Annotated in this window: 15 protein-coding genes; all 15 read right to left on the bottom strand. The window is 68.6% G+C overall.

Annotated elements, in window-relative coordinates; all coding sequences use genetic code 11:
• Position 1: 1 nt before the first annotated feature.
• Positions 2 to 271, bottom strand: a complete 270-nt coding sequence (locus tag CR105_RS28775) for a hypothetical protein (protein ID WP_099786859.1) — start codon at positions 269 to 271, stop codon at positions 2 to 4.
• 67 nt (positions 272 to 338) lie between these two features.
• Positions 339 to 2,582: a patatin-like phospholipase family protein gene (locus tag CR105_RS02665; RefSeq protein WP_099786858.1), complete on the bottom strand. Its 2,244-nt coding sequence runs from the start codon at positions 2,580 to 2,582 to the stop codon at positions 339 to 341.
• Positions 2,583 to 2,630: 48 nt separating this feature from the next.
• Complete coding sequence (locus CR105_RS02660; RefSeq protein ID WP_229413560.1) at positions 2,631 to 3,269, bottom strand: type II secretion system protein N; 639 nt, start codon at positions 3,267 to 3,269, stop codon at positions 2,631 to 2,633.
• Between the two features lie 32 nt (positions 3,270 to 3,301).
• Positions 3,302 to 4,522, bottom strand: coding sequence for a type II secretion system inner membrane protein GspF (gspF, locus tag CR105_RS02655; RefSeq protein ID WP_099786857.1), 1,221 nt, complete (start codon positions 4,520 to 4,522; stop codon positions 3,302 to 3,304).
• A gap of 6 nt (positions 4,523 to 4,528) precedes the next feature.
• Positions 4,529 to 5,950: a type II secretion system ATPase GspE gene (gene gspE / locus CR105_RS02650; protein WP_099786856.1), complete on the bottom strand. Its 1,422-nt coding sequence runs from the start codon at positions 5,948 to 5,950 to the stop codon at positions 4,529 to 4,531.
• Positions 5,951 to 5,963: 13 nt separating this feature from the next.
• Positions 5,964 to 8,216 carry a type II secretion system secretin GspD gene (gene gspD / locus CR105_RS02645; protein WP_099786855.1) on the bottom strand — a complete coding sequence of 751 codons (2,253 nt, stop codon included), beginning with the start codon at positions 8,214 to 8,216 and terminating at the stop codon, positions 5,964 to 5,966.
• Entirely contained in the window at positions 8,213 to 8,986 is a 774-nt protein-coding gene (gene gspN / locus CR105_RS02640) for a type II secretion system protein N (RefSeq protein WP_099786854.1), read from the bottom strand. The genes gspD and gspN overlap by 4 nt, the downstream gene beginning before the upstream one ends.
• The gene (locus CR105_RS02635; protein ID WP_099786853.1) at positions 8,983 to 9,504 is read right to left on the bottom strand and encodes a type II secretion system protein M; all 522 of its coding nucleotides are present in this window, start codon (positions 9,502 to 9,504) and stop codon (positions 8,983 to 8,985) included. The genes gspN and CR105_RS02635 overlap by 4 nt, the downstream gene beginning before the upstream one ends.
• Positions 9,501 to 10,718: a type II secretion system protein GspL gene (gspL, locus tag CR105_RS02630; RefSeq protein ID WP_180288066.1), complete on the bottom strand. Its 1,218-nt coding sequence runs from the start codon at positions 10,716 to 10,718 to the stop codon at positions 9,501 to 9,503. The genes CR105_RS02635 and gspL overlap by 4 nt, the downstream gene beginning before the upstream one ends.
• Positions 10,719 to 10,734: 16 nt before the next feature.
• Entirely contained in the window at positions 10,735 to 11,703 is a 969-nt protein-coding gene (gene gspK, locus CR105_RS02625; protein WP_099786851.1) for a type II secretion system minor pseudopilin GspK, read from the bottom strand.
• Positions 11,700 to 12,335 carry a PulJ/GspJ family protein gene (locus CR105_RS02620; protein WP_099786850.1) on the bottom strand — a complete coding sequence of 212 codons (636 nt, stop codon included), beginning with the start codon at positions 12,333 to 12,335 and terminating at the stop codon, positions 11,700 to 11,702. The genes gspK and CR105_RS02620 overlap by 4 nt, the downstream gene beginning before the upstream one ends.
• Positions 12,332 to 12,715: a type II secretion system minor pseudopilin GspI gene (gene gspI, locus CR105_RS02615; protein WP_370660661.1), complete on the bottom strand. Its 384-nt coding sequence runs from the start codon at positions 12,713 to 12,715 to the stop codon at positions 12,332 to 12,334. The genes CR105_RS02620 and gspI overlap by 4 nt, the downstream gene beginning before the upstream one ends.
• On the bottom strand, positions 12,712 to 13,191 hold the full coding sequence (gene gspH / locus CR105_RS02610) for a type II secretion system minor pseudopilin GspH (protein WP_099786849.1): 480 nt from the start codon (positions 13,189 to 13,191) through the stop codon (positions 12,712 to 12,714). The genes gspI and gspH overlap by 4 nt, the downstream gene beginning before the upstream one ends.
• A 40-nt stretch (positions 13,192 to 13,231) precedes the next feature.
• Positions 13,232 to 13,699: a type II secretion system major pseudopilin GspG gene (gene gspG, locus CR105_RS02605; RefSeq protein ID WP_307189605.1), complete on the bottom strand. Its 468-nt coding sequence runs from the start codon at positions 13,697 to 13,699 to the stop codon at positions 13,232 to 13,234.
• A 134-nt stretch (positions 13,700 to 13,833) separates the two neighbouring features.
• Positions 13,834 to 14,595 carry a HesA/MoeB/ThiF family protein gene (locus tag CR105_RS02600; protein ID WP_099786923.1) on the bottom strand — a complete coding sequence of 254 codons (762 nt, stop codon included), beginning with the start codon at positions 14,593 to 14,595 and terminating at the stop codon, positions 13,834 to 13,836.
• Position 14,596 lies beyond the last annotated feature (1 nt).

Genomic DNA, 14,596 nt, shown 5'->3' with positions numbered 1-14,596 from the left:
GTTACGTACTCCGGTCCGCTGTCAGTTTTTTTCGGTGCGCCGTACAATTGTCGACCACGCGCCTGAGCGCTTTGGCATGGTTTGCAGCGCTCTTGGGCGTGCTCCAAACGCTGGTGATACAGAACTGACCGCACCTGCATTCGTTATCGTTATAAGGGCAATACATCCTTCCCCATGCGTGAGATCCACCTACCTCGATACGCCAGCCGTGCAATTCGGCGTGCTTCAAGGCAGCCTCGATCTCCTTTTTAGGATGCACCGGACGGGCCATCGACAGCTCCAATGTAAGCACAACCCACCAGGTTGTCAAGTGACAACCAGCTACCCATGTTCGGGCCCTACCAGCTCGGCCCGAGGAACAGATACATCGTGCGGTTGCCGTCGCGGGTGGCGCCGGCGCCCAGATACGCCGGGCCGAAGCGCGTGTCGACGGCGAGGAAGACGCTGGCGGCCTGCTTGCGCGAACTGCTGCGGATCGACAGGTCCTGGTCGAAGCCGCCGCCGGTCTCGAGCGAGAAGCCGGCGCGCACGGTGCCGCCCAAGGTGACGGGCAAGGCGCCGACGCGGCGCGCCAGCACCAGGCGGGCAAACGCGATGGTGCGGCCCTGCACCGAATCGGCGGCGGTGCCCGACAGGCGCAAGAAGCCGCCCAGGTTCAAAGGCGCCGCGCCCTGCTGCGCGTGGGCCCATTCGCCATACAGGTGGCCGGCCCAGTTTTCGGTGTGCAGCGCCGCCATGCCGACCAGCGACGAGCGCGCCAGCGACGCGCCGCTGTTGCTGCCGGGCGAGCGCTCGAGCGAGGCGTCGAGCAGGTAGCCGCGGCTCGGAAAGCCGAGCGAGTCGAGCGTGTCGACCCGGTAGCGCAGGAACTGGGTGGTGTCGAACGCGCGCGCGGTCGGCGTGCCGGCCACTTCCGGCACCACCACGCGGGTGCCGGCGCTGCGGCGGGTGACGCCGACCTGGGCGTCGCCCCAGTTGCCCAGCTGGCGACCCAAGGTGAAACTGGCGCTGCGCGCGTTGTAGCCGATGCGCGACAGGCGGCGGCCGTCGGCGAACACGTCGCCCGAGGACGAACCGTACTGCAGCGACGGCGCCACGTACCATTGCGAGCCGGCGCCGAGCGGCTGCCAGAACTGCACGCCGGCGTCGCGCTTGTCGCCGATGCCCATCACGGCGCGCACTTCGGCGCCCCAGCGGTTGACCGAGGTGCGCACGTACATCAGTTTCAAGGCGAAGGTATTGGCGTCGGAGAAGTCGCTGGCCAGCTCGAGGCCGACGCGCAGCCGGTCGCTGGCCCACTCCGCTTCGGTGGCGCGGATCCGCACGCTGCGCTTGCCGTCCTGGTCGCTGATGTCGGTTTCGACCCGCGCCAGGTCGCCGCGCCCGTACAGCGCGTCGGCGGCGCGGCGCACCTGGGCGACGGTGGCGCTCTTGCCTTCGACCAGGCCGGACTGCACCACCAGCGCCTGCGGGTTGATGCGCCCGGAACTGGTGGCGTCGACCTTGGCCAGCGGCAGCGCGCCGTCCTGCAGCGCCGGCGGCGCCAGCCGGCCGTTTTCGAACAGCGCGTACTGCTTCGCCTCCATCGCCAGTGGCGCCAGCCGCGCGGCCAGCGCGCGGGCAGCGCGTTCGCCGGCCGCAATCGCGTCGGCGGATTGGGCGAAGTCGAGAAAGCCGACGCCGTCGAGCTCAGGCGCGACGAGGATATCTTGCGGCTGCAGTTCCTTGATCGAGCGCTGGACGTTCTGTTCGGTCAGGATACCCAGCATCTGCTGGGCCACGCCGAGCGCGCTGCCGAGCTCTTTTTCGGGCGCCAGCGCGGTGCCAACATTGACGGCGATGACGATGTCGGCGCCCATCGCGCGCGCCAGGTTGACCGGCAGGTTGCGCACCAGGCCGCCGTCGACGACCAGCCGGCCGTCGACCCGCACCGGGGCGAACACGCCGGGCACGGCGAGCGAGGCGCGCATTGCCAAAAACAGCGGCGTGTCGACCAGCTCGACCGGCTGGCCGGTCAGCAGGTCGGAGGCGACCGAGCGGAACGGCAGCGCCAGCTGGCTGACGGCCAGGTCGCGGGTGCCGGCCGGCAGCAGGCGGTCAAGCGCCTGCTCCAGCGCGGCGTTGCCGGCCGCCGACGGCGGCAGCGACAGGCCGCGCGGATTGACGCCAAATTCAATGCGCGAGGGCAGCAGCACGTCTTCCTCGCGGCGCCGAAACGCCAGCTGGTCGCGCGCCGGGCGGTCGGCCACGACCTGCTCCCAGTCGGTCTCGCGCGCCATCCGTTCGAGGTCGGCCACCGAGGCGCCGGCCGCATAGGCGCCGCCGACCACGCTGCCCATGCTGGTGCCGACCACCAGGTCGACCGGCACGCGCAGTTCGCGCAGCACGCGCAGCACGCCGATGTGGGCGAAGCCGCGCGCGCCGCCGCCGGACAGTACCAGCGCGATGCGCGGGCGCGCCGCCGGCGCCGCAGTCGGCGCCGCAGTCGGCGCCGCAGTCGGCTCGGCGCCGGCCTGCGCCGGCAAGGCGACGGCCAGCAGCAGCGCGCAGGCGCCGCGCACGACATGGGCGGTCAGGACCACGGACAGTCTCGGGCTTGGGCGCAGGCGCAAAAGGCTGGGCACGCCGGCTTACTGAAGTTGCGAAGGTGCGCCGTTCGGATTGACGGCGCGCGTTGGCGGCGCCATCTGCGCCGGTGCCGGCGGCGGCGGCGCGGGCTGCGCCTGCTGCTGCGGCAGGACCGGGCCCATCTGCAGTTGCTGCTGTTGCTGCGGTGGCGGTTGTTGTTGCTGCTGTTGTTGCAGCTGCTGTTGCTGTTGTTGTTCCTGCTGCGCCTGGAACTGCTGCTGGCCCGGCAGCGGAGACGGCGGCACGCCGTTGGTAGCGCGCGTATCGGTGGCCAGTTCAATGCGCTTGAGGACGCCGCCGTCGGACAGCATCACGTAGCGCGGGTGCACTTCGCGCACGGTGACGCCGGCGACGACTTCCTTGCCCAGCTGGAGCGCCTTCGGCGGCGCGCCGTCGGCGACGATGATGGCAACGCTTTCGCGCCCGGCCGCGACCACCCCGGTCAGCTGGTAGTTGGCGGCCACCGCGGCCGAAGCCTGGCCGCCGAACAGGGTGGCGGCGGCGTCGATGCCCGGCTGCGGCATGGCCGACGGCGCGGCCGCCGCCAGCGGACGCTGGGCCGGCTGGTACAGCTGCATGACCCAATAGACGATCGAGACCGACAACAGGATCAGGGCAAGCAGGGTTAATACTATTGGCATACGCTTCATCGACATCCTTCAGGTTCCCTCGGTTACCGCACCAGCTGGTTGATTTCGATGATCGGCATCAGCACCGCCAGCACGATCAGCAGCACCACCACGCCCATCACCAGGATCAGCACCGGCTCGAGCAGGCCGGCGATGGTCAGCGCGCGCCGTTCGAGGTCGGCCTGCTGGGCGCTGGCCGCGCGCTCGAGCATGGCCGGCAGCTCGCCGGTGATTTCGCCGGCGCGGATCATGTGGATCAGCATCGGCGGGAAGTACTTTTGCGCCGACAGCGCGCGCGCCAGGCTGACGCCTTCGCGCACGCTGGCGCTGGCCTCCTCGACCAGGTCCTTCATCGCCACGTTCGACAGCGTGTCGCGGCTGGTGTCGAGCGCGCGCAAGATCGGCACGCCGGAACCGGTGGTGATCGCCAGGGTGCTGGCAAAGCGCGCGGTGTTCATGCTGCGCTCGAACTTGCCGTAGACGGGCGCGTCGAGCAGCCACAAATGGAAGCGCTTTTTAAGGTCCGGGTTTTTCAGCGCGCGGCGCCAGGCAAAGGCGGCGCCGATCAGGATGATCGCCAGGTAGATGCCGTAGGCGCGCATGAAGTTCGACACCGCCAGCATCATCACCGTCAGCAGCGGCAGCTTCTGCTTGGTGTTGGCGAACACCGAGACGATCTGCGGCACCACGTAGGTGAGCAGGAAAATGACGATGGCGAACGCCACCACGGTGACGATGGCCGGGTAGATGAACGCCAGGCGCACCTTGGCGATCAGCGCGTTGCTGCGTTCGATGTAGTCGGCCAGGCGCGACAGCACGCGCGCGAGCTGGCCGATCTGCTCGCCCGAGGCGACCAGCGCGCGGTAGATCTCGGCGAAATCGCGCGGGTGGCGCGACAGCGCGTCGGAGAACGAGGCGCCGCCCATCACTTCGGAGCGGATCGAGGCGACCAGGTCGCGCACGTAGGCGCGCTCGGCCTGCTCGAGCAAGGCGGTGAAGGCCTGTTCGAGCGGCAGGCCGGCTTCGAGCAGGCTGGCCAGCTGGCGGGTAAACAGCGCCAGCTCGATCTGCGACAGGCGCTCGCCGAAGCCGCGGCTCTTGGCGACGCCGGCGGCATCGAGCTGGGCGGCGATGGCGTCGACCATCAGCGGCGTCAATCCCTGGCTGCGCAGGTCGGCGCGCGCGGAACGGGGATTGTCGGCGTTGACGACGCCCTTGCGGGTGGCGCCGCCGGCATCGACGGCTTCGTAGCGGAAAGCGGGCATCTGGTGTTAGTCCTTGGTCACGCGCAGCAGTTCGGCCTGGGTGGTGGTGCCGTTCTGCAGCCACCGTTCGCCGTCTTCGCGCATCATCTTCATGCCGTGCTGCTGGGCCGCGCCGCGGATGTCGGCTTCGGAGGCGCGGTTGTGGATCTGGGCGCGGATGTCGTCGGTCGTCTCGAGCAGCTCATAGACGCCGACCCGGCCCTGGTAGCCGGTGTGGCCGCACTTGTCGCAGCCGACCGAGCGCCAGTACTGGCCGTCGGGCTGCTTGCAGCTTTCACAGAGTTTGCGCACCAGCCGCTGCGCCATCACGCCCAGCAGCGACGACGACAGCAGGAACGGTTCGATCCCCATGTCGAGCAAACGCGTCACCGCCGCGGCCGAGTCGTTGGTGTGCAAGGTTGCCAGCACCAGGTGGCCCGTCAGCGACGCCTGTACCGCGATCTGCGCCGTTTCGAGGTCGCGGATCTCGCCGATCATGATGACGTCCGGGTCCTGGCGCAGGATCGCCCGCAGCGCCTTGGCGAAACTCATGTCGATGCGGGCGTTGACCTGGGTCTGGCCGACGCCGATCAGGTCGTACTCGATCGGGTCTTCGACGGTAAGGATGTTGGTGGTCGACGCGTTCAGCCGCGACAAGGCCGCATACAGCGTGGTGGTCTTGCCCGAACCGGTCGGGCCGGTCACCAGCACGATGCCGTGCGGCTGGTTGATCATGCGGTCGAACTGCGGCAGCAGCGACGGGCTCATGCCCAGGTGCGACAGGTCGAGGCGGCCCGCTTCCTTGTCGAGCAGACGCAATACGGCGCGCTCGCCGTGGCCGGTCGGCAGGGTCGACACGCGCACGTCGACCGGCTTGCCGCCGACGCGCAAGGTGATGCGGCCGTCCTGCGGCAGGCGCTTTTCGGCGATGTCGAGCTGCGACATGATCTTGATGCGCGAGATCAGCGAGGCGTGGATCGCCTTGCGCGGACGGACCACGTCGCGCAGCGCGCCGTCGATGCGAAAGCGCACCACCGAAGTCTGCTCGAACGGCTCGATGTGGATGTCGGAGGCGCCTTCGCGCAGCGACTGCGTCAGCAGCGCATTGATCATGCGGATCACCGGCGCGTCGTCGGACGACTCGAGCAGGTCTTCGATGGCCGGCACGTCCTGCAGCAGCTTAGTCAGGTCGAGGTCGGCGTCGAATTCGTCGACCACCTGCGAGGCGTCGCCGCCGGCGCCGGCGTAGGCGGTGGCAATGGCCGCCTCGAGGTCGGCGCGCTCCATGCGGCGCAGCGCGACGCGGCCGAACCGGCGCGACACTTCGGCGATCGCCGCCGGCGCGGTGGCGCCGGAGATCCACACTTCGATGGCGTCGGCGCCGCCGTCGACGCTCCTGGCCAGCACACCAAAATCACGGGCAAATGCATACGGCAACAAATTACTCATTGGTACTACCTTTCTATTTCTGCACCGGCCGGTATTGCGTGGCCGGATCTTGCGGCTGCTGCTGCGGCTGCTGCGGCTGCTGCTGAGGCGGCGTTTGCGGCCCGACCACGCCAGGGCGCGCCGGCACCGGCGCTGGCCGCTTCGGCGGCACCGTCGCCATCGCGCCGCCTGGCGGCGGCTGACCGCTGTCGAGCGGCGGCAGCACCGGCGCGCCGAGGTCGCGGATCAGGACCGAGCTGTCCTTCGGCTGCGCCGACAGGCCCGACGAGCGCATGTAGTCGTAGCGGTCGGCGGCGATGGTGTTGCTGTCTTCCTTGCTGCGCACGACAACCGGGCGCAGGAAGATCATCAGGTTGGTTTTCTGGCGCGAGCGCGTCTTGTACTTGAACAGGTTGCCGAGCACCGGGATGTCGCCCAGGCCGCGCACTCTTTCCTCGCTGTCGCCCTCGGTGTCCTCGATCAGGCCGCCGAGCACGATGATCTGGCCGTCGTCGGCGATGACATTGTTTTCGATGACACGGATGTTGGTCGTCACGCCGGCCGGCGCGGTCAGGGTCGAGCGATCGACGCTGGAGGTCTCGTGGTAGATCGCCATCTTGATGGTGCCGCCTTCGGAAATCTGCGGGCGCACCTTCAGGGTCAGGCCGACGTCGCGGCGGTCGATGGTCTGGAACGGATTGGCGTTGGCGCCGCCGGCCGGGGTAGTGAACTGGCCGCTGATGATCGGCACGTTCTGGCCCACCTTGATGGTCGACAGCTCGTTGTCGAGCGTGAGCATGTTCGGCGTCGACAGGATGTTGGCGTTGCCGTCCGTTTCGAGCGCGCGGGCCAGTGCGCCCAGGCCAATCTGGTCGCCGATCTGCTTGAACACGCCGATCGAAAAGCCGGTCGGCGGCGGGCTGGCGCCGGTGGCAGCGGCCAGCAGGTTGTTCGAGCCGGACGAGAACGACTGCAGGCCGCCGACGCGGTACTTGCTGTTTTCGCTGCCGCTGACGGCGGCCCACTGCACGCCGAATTCGGAGGCGCGGGTGGCCGTCACTTCGACGATCAGGGACTCGATGTAGACCTGGGCGCGGCGCACGTCGAGCTGGTCGATGACGGCGCGCAGGTTGCGGTAGACCGCCTCGTTGGCGGTGATGATGAGCGTGTTGGTGGCCGCGTCGGCCTGGATGAAGCCGGCGCCGGTGGCGCCCTGGGTGCCGCCGCCGCCTTGGCCCGGGCTGTTGGCGCTGAGCGTGCTGCCGCCGCCGCCGAGGCCCTGCTGGCCCTGGCCCTGGCCGGTCTGGCCGGCGCCGCCGGGCTGCACGGTGCCGCCGGCGGTGCCCTGCGCCTGCTGCGGCAGCGAGGTGTCGGACGACACCACTGCGCGCAAGGTCTGCGCCAGCTTGGTGGCGTCGGCGTTTTTCAGGTAGACGACGTGGACGTTGCCCGCTTCCGCGGTCGGCTGGTCGAGCCGGGCGATGAGCGACTTGGCCAGGTTGGCGCGCGCCGGCGAAGGCGCGCGCACCACCACCGAATTGGTGCGCGGATCGGCCAGCACCGACACGCGGCCGGAGTCGCCGCCGGCGGTCGGCTCCATCAGGCGGCTGACCATGGTGGCGATGTCGCTGGCGATGGCGTAGCGGATCGGCACGACGTCGAGGCCGCCGGAGACCGGGGCGTCGAGGGCGGCGATGATCTTTGCCAGGCGGCGCAGGTTGTCGGCGTAGTCGGTGATCACCAGGCTGTTGTTGCCCGGGTTGCCCATGATCGAATTGTTCGGCGAAATGAGCGGGCGCAGCACGGCCGTCAGGTTGGCGGCCGACTCGTAATTGAGGCGGAACACCTGGGTGGCGATCTGGTCGCCCTTGACGCGCGGCGCGCCCAGGCCAACCAGCGTGGGCGAACTTTGCAATTTTGCTTCGGCTTCCGGCACCACCTTGGCGTAGCCTTCGGCGGTGACGACCGCGTAGCCTTGCAGGCGCAGCGCGGAGGTCAGCAGCGAGAACGCCTGCGACTTCGAGAGCGACTTTTCCGACACCAGGGTCAACGTGCCCTTGACGCGCGGGTCGATCACGAAGGTGATGCCGGTGTAGTGGCCGACCGCCTTGATGACCGACTCCATGTCGGCGTTGACGAAGTTGAGCGCGGCGCCGGAAGCGGACGGCTCCTGCGCGGTGGCCGGCAGCGGCAGCGCGATCGGCGCGGCCGCAAAGCCCAACAGGACGGCGGCGGCGAGCCGGCGCAGCGCCGGGACGGGGATGGTGCTGTGTGCTGTTTTTTTCATTTGAACTCTAACGCGATAATATTCTTGCCACCCACCATTCGGCGCTGGCCCAGTAAATTCAGGAGGTTGCCCAGCGTTTCTTCATATCCATTTGCGGCCGCGGCCTGGCCGGAAAACTGCAGCCGGCCGCGGTCCAGCGACCCGTTTCCCGACAGCAGCAATGCACCGCGCACGGTCGTCAAATTCAGTTTTGCCTGCTGGCCTTGCCAGTCCATCGCCAGCTCGTAGCTGCCGAGCGGCTTGACCGGGCTCATACGCGAGCCCATGTCGTTCATCACGAGCACCGTGCGGCCATTCACCGCCACCGTCTGCTGCTGGCGCATCAGCTCCAGTGTAGACCAGGACAGCCGCATCACCCCGCTCGGCGCCAAGGTATTGAGCGGTGCGCCCAGGCCAGCCAGTCCTTCGGCCGGCAACATCAGTTCGGCCGGGCTGACCTGCCACTGCGACCAGCTGCCGCTGATGCGCACCGGCTGCGACAGCGCCAGCGGGTTTTCCAGCTGCAGCGACACGCTGCCGAGCAACACCAGCGGCGACAAGCGCCACGCAAAACGTCCCGGCAACAGCGGCGTCACCGCGCCGCCGGCGCCGGGCGCCCCGCCGATAAAGGCCGAGCCGCGCCACAGCGTACCCTGCGCATCCCCCAGAGTCAAACGGCCGCCGGTCTGCTGTTCGACGATCCGCCCCAGCCAGGCGGCGGGGAAAAACGTCAGCACCGTCAGCGCGCCGGCCAACAGCGTCGCCAGGCCCCATAGCAAGGCGCGCTTCACTGATTCCCCGCGCCGGTGTCCTGGCGCAACGTCAAGGTGGCGTCAACCTGGCCGGCGGGCGTTTGCGCGCTGATCACGGCTTCCAGCACGGCAATACGGTTCTCGCGGCGCTGGGCGTCGAGCCAGGTGACCAGGTTGGCGAACGACACGCCCGTCAACTGAATGCGCGCGCTCTCGCCGGACACCGTCAGGCTCTGCGGCGTGATGCTCATCGCCGCCAGGCTGGCAGTGACGCTGTCGCGCGTCATGGGCGTGACCTGCGGCTGCGGCTGGCGCGCCAGTTCGCCCGCTTCAAGCGCCATCGCGCGCAGCTGCGCGCTTTCCTGGCGCAGGCGCGGCAAGTCTTTTTCCAACTGAGCGCGGCCGCTGACGGCTGGATCGATGAACAGCATGTAAATCAGTGCGCCGGCGGCGATGCCGCCGCCGATGGTGAGCGTCTTGCGCTCCTGGTCTGTGCGGGCGCGCCAGGCCAGGCCGATCCGTTCGCGCCACTGGGCAATGCTGGTGACGACGCTCATGGCTTCGCTCCGGTGGTGTTGCGGATCAGCCAGGTGGCCGGCGCCGGTTCGCTGAAGGCGAGGTTGCGCGCCGCCAGAGCACTCTTGAGCTGGCCGGCCACGCCTGGATCGGCCGACTCAGGTTTGACCTTAATGCTGAGCGAACGTTCCCGGTATTCGAGCGAGGCGATCGACAGCGGGCGCGGCAGAGAGCGCGCGGCCTCGCCGAAGGCTGCCGCCTGGTAGGTAAATTCGTCCGGCGAGAGCTGGCCGCTGGCGGCGCGCGCGCGCGCAATGTTCATTTTCATCTGCACCAATGGATCCTGGATCACGGTGTCTTTCGGGTAGGTCGCCTTGTAGGTTTGCAGCATCGCCGCGCGGGTGGCGTCGGCTTCGCGCTTCAGGCGCAGCCACTCGATGTTCAGGCCGGCCAGGTTGACCACCAGCGCCAGCAAGGCCAGGCGCAACGGCCAGCGCCAGCGCTGCCAGTCGGTGGCGCGCGCGCCCGCCGCGCCCAGCGCCGGCACCAGGTCGAGGTTGGTGCTGCGGCTGCCGGCGATCCAGTGGGTCCAGTCGTCGGCTTCGATCGTCGTGGCCGGGTCGGCTTCGGCCGCCAGCGCCTGGAACTGGCCGAGGTCGGCAGCCGGCACGTACAGGGTCAGCGGGGCGTCGCCGGCCAGCGCGCGCACCATCTGCAGCGCCGTGTCGGGGGTGCTGGCGACGGCCAGTCCCATGCCGTGGTAGAGGCCGTCGCGCAAGGTCAGCACGGACGGTTCGACCGCGCCGCTGACGTGGCCCGGCTGCAGCGGCAGGCACAGCTGCGCCGGCAGCGCGCCGACGCTGCGCGCGCCCATCGCCAGCACGGTGCGCACCAGCGACTCGAGATAGGTGCGCTGCACGACGGCAACGCTGCGCAGGCCGTCCGGCGACTGCGCGGGCGCCGCCGTCAGCACCGCTTCGGACGGATCGCCCAGCACCTGCTCCTCGACCAGGCTCGGCAACGCGGCCTTCAGGCGCGGGCCCGACAGCGGCGGCGCCTTGACGTGCAGCATGGTGACGTCGACGGCGGCGATCAGCAGCAGCACGCGGCGGCTGGCCGCGGCCAAGTCGGCGAAGCCGCGCAGCGCGCCCTCGCCCTGCTGCTCGATGGCGCCGCTGTCGGCCACCAGCGCGAAGCGCGACAAGGCCGCTTCGCCGTCAGCGCGCGCCGGCAGGCGGATATATAAAGTGCTCAAACGGTCTCGCTTTCTTCTAGTTTTGCCGCACCCACACCAAGGTCGTGAGCTTGCGGCCATCGGTGCCGCGGTTGATCAATGCTTCGGCGTCGAGCGCGGCGCGGTCGAGCCGCACCCGGCTGTATACCAGGAAATAATTGCTTTTCACTTCGCCCGCATTGTCGACCATGCTTTTGCCGTTCAGCTCAGTCTTAAACTGGCCGATGTCGAGCCAGGCCGCGCTCTTGCGCCGTGCCACCAGCGCATTCGCCTCGGCCAGCGAAAAATCCTCGATCAGCGCGGCCAACACTTCCGGCGCCGCGGTATTGACGTTGACCTTGCTGACACCAGGCAGCACGATGACGAAGTCGCGCAACTTGTTGACCACTTCCACCGTATAACCCGGAATGGTCAGCAAGTCGTCCAACTGCGTCAAGCGGACCGGTGCGTTATTCGTCTTCGGCACCGGCTTCGGCCCGACCTCGGGCGGCTCGGGGCTGGCCTCGAGCACCTGCGCGCTGGCCACGGCGATGGCGGTGCGTTCGGCCAGCGCCGGATCGAGCTTGAGGTTGATCAGCAGGCGCCGGTAGATGCCGACCTGCGCCAGCGCCGGCGTGCGGTTGGCGGCCAGGTTGGTCAGATTGTACCGCGACGTCGCGTCGACGATGCTGCCCGACAAGGTCGCGTCGAATACCTCGCCCTGCACCCGCTCGCGTTCGATGTACTGGTCGAGCCGGGTTTCGGCCAACGGCGTCGCCCACACCTGGTTCAGCGACGTGTAGTCATTGTCGCGTGCGTCCTGGCGCAGCACCAGGCCGGCCCAGTCGAGCGCGCCGCGCAGGATCCACTTGGTCTGCAGGTGCAAGCGCTGATTTTCCATCGAGCGCACCTGCACCTGCTGGGCCCAGAACAGGCTGGCGACGATCGTTACCGCCAGGGTGGTCAGCAGCAAGGCGGTGATGACGGCAACGCCGCGCTGGCGCGCCGGCTGCGTAAATTTTCTCATATGCCCCCCAGCAGGAAAGCCTTGCGCATTGGCGCGGCCAGGCCTTGCACCTGCAGCGCCACCTGCAGCCCGCCCGGGCCGGCCTCGCCCGGTGCCGGCGGTTGCGGCTGGACATCCTTCTGTTGCTGGGCGCCCTGTTGCCACTGGTTCTGCTGCCAGGTGTCGACCTGCATGCCGGTCACCCCGGCCTGCAAGGTGACCGGCGGCGTCGGGTCGACGTCGCTGATGGCGGCCTGCCACAGCACGTCGAGCTGCATCAGGTCGCGCGTGCTGGCCGATTCGCGGCGCGTCAGCATGCCGTCTTGCACCCGGTACGACACCACCTGCAGGCGCATCGCTTCGTTCTCGATGTAGCTGGTGCGCACCAGCGTCAGGCGGTCGACGCCGGCCTGCAGGTAGGCGCGCTTGTCGAGCAGCGCGCCTTCGGCCATGTGTTCGGCGTCGCTTTGCATCTGGGCAAATGCCAGCTGCATGCCGCGCGTCACTTCCATCTGGTCGGTCAGCGCCACGCGCGCACGCACGATGCCGTCCAGGCCGCGCCAGCCGAGCACGGCCACCATCGCCAGGATGCTGATCGCCACCAGCAGCTCGACGAGCGTAAAACCGCGCGACCGGATCAGGACCGGCCTCATTGCGGCCTCATCACAAGTTGCACCAGCTTCAGGATGCGCCGCTCCGGATTCTGCATGTCGTAGACGCCAACTTCGACGCGGCGCAGCAGCGGGTTCGGGCTGGCCAGCACTTCTTCTTCGCAGACGAGATTCAGGTCGCCCTGCGGGCACTCGAAGCTGCGCTTGCCGACGCTGGGAAATTCGCGCGCCAGGCGGATCTGCACCAGCCGGTTTTCGGCCGACCAGGTCGCCATCATCGCGGTGCGCAGGCCGGCGCTGTTGGACGCCAGGCTGCCGACGGCGCGCATCGAGGCGCCCAGCGCGGTGCCGACGATGACCAGCGCCACCAGCACCTCGAGCAGGGTAAAACCGGATTGCCGGGTGTAGGGGCGCATGGTCATTCGACGACGAAGTGGCCGATGCCGTCGGCGCGGATGGCGACACGGGCGTCGCCGCTGGAGAGGGTGAGCAGGAAAGGCTTGTCGACCGGCTCGCGGCCGAACGTGATGCGCAGAGGATTGCCGGAGCCGGCGCCGGCCGGGTCGATCAGCAGCGACACCGGGGCGTTCTTGAAGGCGCGCTCGCGCAGCAGGTCGTCGCCGCTGACCGGGTCCCAGCGCGTTTCGTTGCGCACCAGGAAGCGGTAGCGCTCGCCGTCGGCCTCGAACGCGACCAGCCGGTTGCGCACGATCGCTTCGTCACGGGCGAGCTGCAGCAGCAAAGCGAGGCGCTGGGCCTCGTTTTGCAGGTTCTGCTGCGGGCTCGGGATCGCATTGAGCGAGACGATGCCCAGCGTGATGCCGATGATCACCATCACGACCATCAGCTCCACCAGGGTGAAGCCGCGGGCCGCGCGGCGGCTGTCGATGACGGGCAAGCGAACCCCCTGGGTTAGATTCCTGACGTGGCTTCCTTATTTATTCCCACGAACCGATGTCGCTGTCGTCGCCGGTACCGCCCGGCTGGCCGTCGGCGCCGAGCGAAAACAGATCGACTTCGCTGCCGTGCACGCCAGGGTACATGTACTGGTAAGGATTGCCCCATGGATCTTTTGGCAGCTTGTCGATGTAGCCGCCGGCCTTCCAGCCGTTGGCGGCCGGGCCGCCGGTCGGCTTGGCGATCAGCGACTGCAGGCCCTGCTCGGTGGTCGGGTAACGCTGGTTGTCGAGCTTGTAAAGCTTGAGCGCCTGCATCAGGGTCGAAATGTCAACCTTGGCGGCGGTGATGCGCGATTCGCCGGTGCGGCCCATCAGCTTGGGCACGACCAGCGCGCCGAGGATGCCGATGATGACGACCACCACCATGATCTCGACCAGGGTGAAGCCGCGCTGCAGGCGCTGGCGTAGTGAACGACGTGAAGTACGAAATGGGATTTGCATAGTCATGAGTAGGTGCGATCCGAAAAAGAATGCAGTGTAATTGGCAGAGTATAGAGCGGTTTCGCCGCGACGGCCAGATTGCGGGCCGGTGAACATTGTAAGGTAGTGTGTACGGCGACGCCCACTCGTTGCCGCTTCGATCAGACCGGTTTGCCGACACCGCTGCAGACCTGGCAATCGGCGTTGCGGGCCACGGCGATGCTGGTCCATTCCATGGCGCGCCCATCGAGCAGCAGCAGGCGCCCGGCCAGCGACTGGCCGATGCCGACCAGCAACTTGAGCGCCTCGGCCGCCTGCATGGCGCCGATCACGCCGACCAGCGGGGCGAACACGCCCATGCTGCTGCAGGCGGCGTCGACGAAGCCGGCCGCCTCGGGAAAGAGGCAAGCGTAGCAGGGCGAATCGGCCTGGCGCGGATCGAACACGCTGAGCTGGCCGTCGAAGCGGATCGCCGCGCCCGACACCAGCGGCACGCGCGCGGCCACGCAGGCGCGGTTGACGGCGTGGCGGGTGGCGAAGTTGTCGCTGCAGTCGAGCACGACGTCGGCCGCGCCAACCAGTTCGGTCAGCCGCTCGGCGCCGGCGCGCTCGCGCAGCGCCACCACCTCGATGCCGGGATTGATCTGCAGCAGCGCGGCGCGGCCGGAATCGACCTTCGGCTGGCCGATGCGGGCGGTGGCGTGCATCACCTGGCGCTGCAGGTTGGTCAGGTCGACGTCGTCGTCGTCGACCAGCACGATGCGCCCGACGCCGGCCGCGGCCAGGTACAACGCGGCGGGCGAACCGAGACCGCCGGCGCCGATGATCAGCGCGCGGGCGCCGAGCAGGCGCTGCTGGCCCTCGATGCCGATCTCGTCGAGCAGGATGTGGCGCGAGTAGCGCAGCAGCTGGTCATCGTCCATC

Source organism: Massilia eurypsychrophila (assembly GCF_002760655.1).
In the GTDB taxonomy this organism is placed as follows: Bacteria; Pseudomonadota; Gammaproteobacteria; order Burkholderiales; family Burkholderiaceae_D; genus JAFCUW01.
The sequence above is the reverse complement of the archived record's forward strand: the minus strand, read 5'-3'. Positions and strand labels throughout refer to the sequence as shown.

Excerpts from the sequence above, each read along its gene's own strand:
- CR105_RS28775 (WP_099786859.1), bottom strand. The coding sequence starts at position 271 with ATGGCCCGTCCGGTGCATCCTAAAAAGGAGATCGAGGCTGCCTTGAAG.
- CR105_RS02660 (WP_229413560.1), bottom strand. The coding sequence starts at position 3,269 with ATGCCAATAGTATTAACCCTGCTTGCCCTGATCCTGTTGTCGGTCTCG.
- gspF (WP_099786857.1), bottom strand. The coding sequence starts at position 4,522 with ATGCCCGCTTTCCGCTACGAAGCCGTCGATGCCGGCGGCGCCACCCGC.
- gspE (WP_099786856.1), bottom strand. The coding sequence starts at position 5,950 with ATGAGTAATTTGTTGCCGTATGCATTTGCCCGTGATTTTGGTGTGCTG.
- gspD (WP_099786855.1), bottom strand. The coding sequence starts at position 8,216 with ATGAAAAAAACAGCACACAGCACCATCCCCGTCCCGGCGCTGCGCCGG.
- CR105_RS02635 (WP_099786853.1), bottom strand. The coding sequence starts at position 9,504 with ATGAGCGTCGTCACCAGCATTGCCCAGTGGCGCGAACGGATCGGCCTG.
- gspK (WP_099786851.1), bottom strand. The coding sequence starts at position 11,703 with ATGAGAAAATTTACGCAGCCGGCGCGCCAGCGCGGCGTTGCCGTCATC.
- CR105_RS02620 (WP_099786850.1), bottom strand. The coding sequence starts at position 12,335 with ATGAGGCCGGTCCTGATCCGGTCGCGCGGTTTTACGCTCGTCGAGCTG.
- gspI (WP_370660661.1), bottom strand. The coding sequence starts at position 12,715 with ATGACCATGCGCCCCTACACCCGGCAATCCGGTTTTACCCTGCTCGAG.
- gspG (WP_307189605.1), bottom strand. The coding sequence starts at position 13,699 with ATGACTATGCAAATCCCATTTCGTACTTCACGTCGTTCACTACGCCAG.
- CR105_RS02600 (WP_099786923.1), bottom strand. The coding sequence starts at position 14,595 with ATGGACGATGACCAGCTGCTGCGCTACTCGCGCCACATCCTGCTCGAC.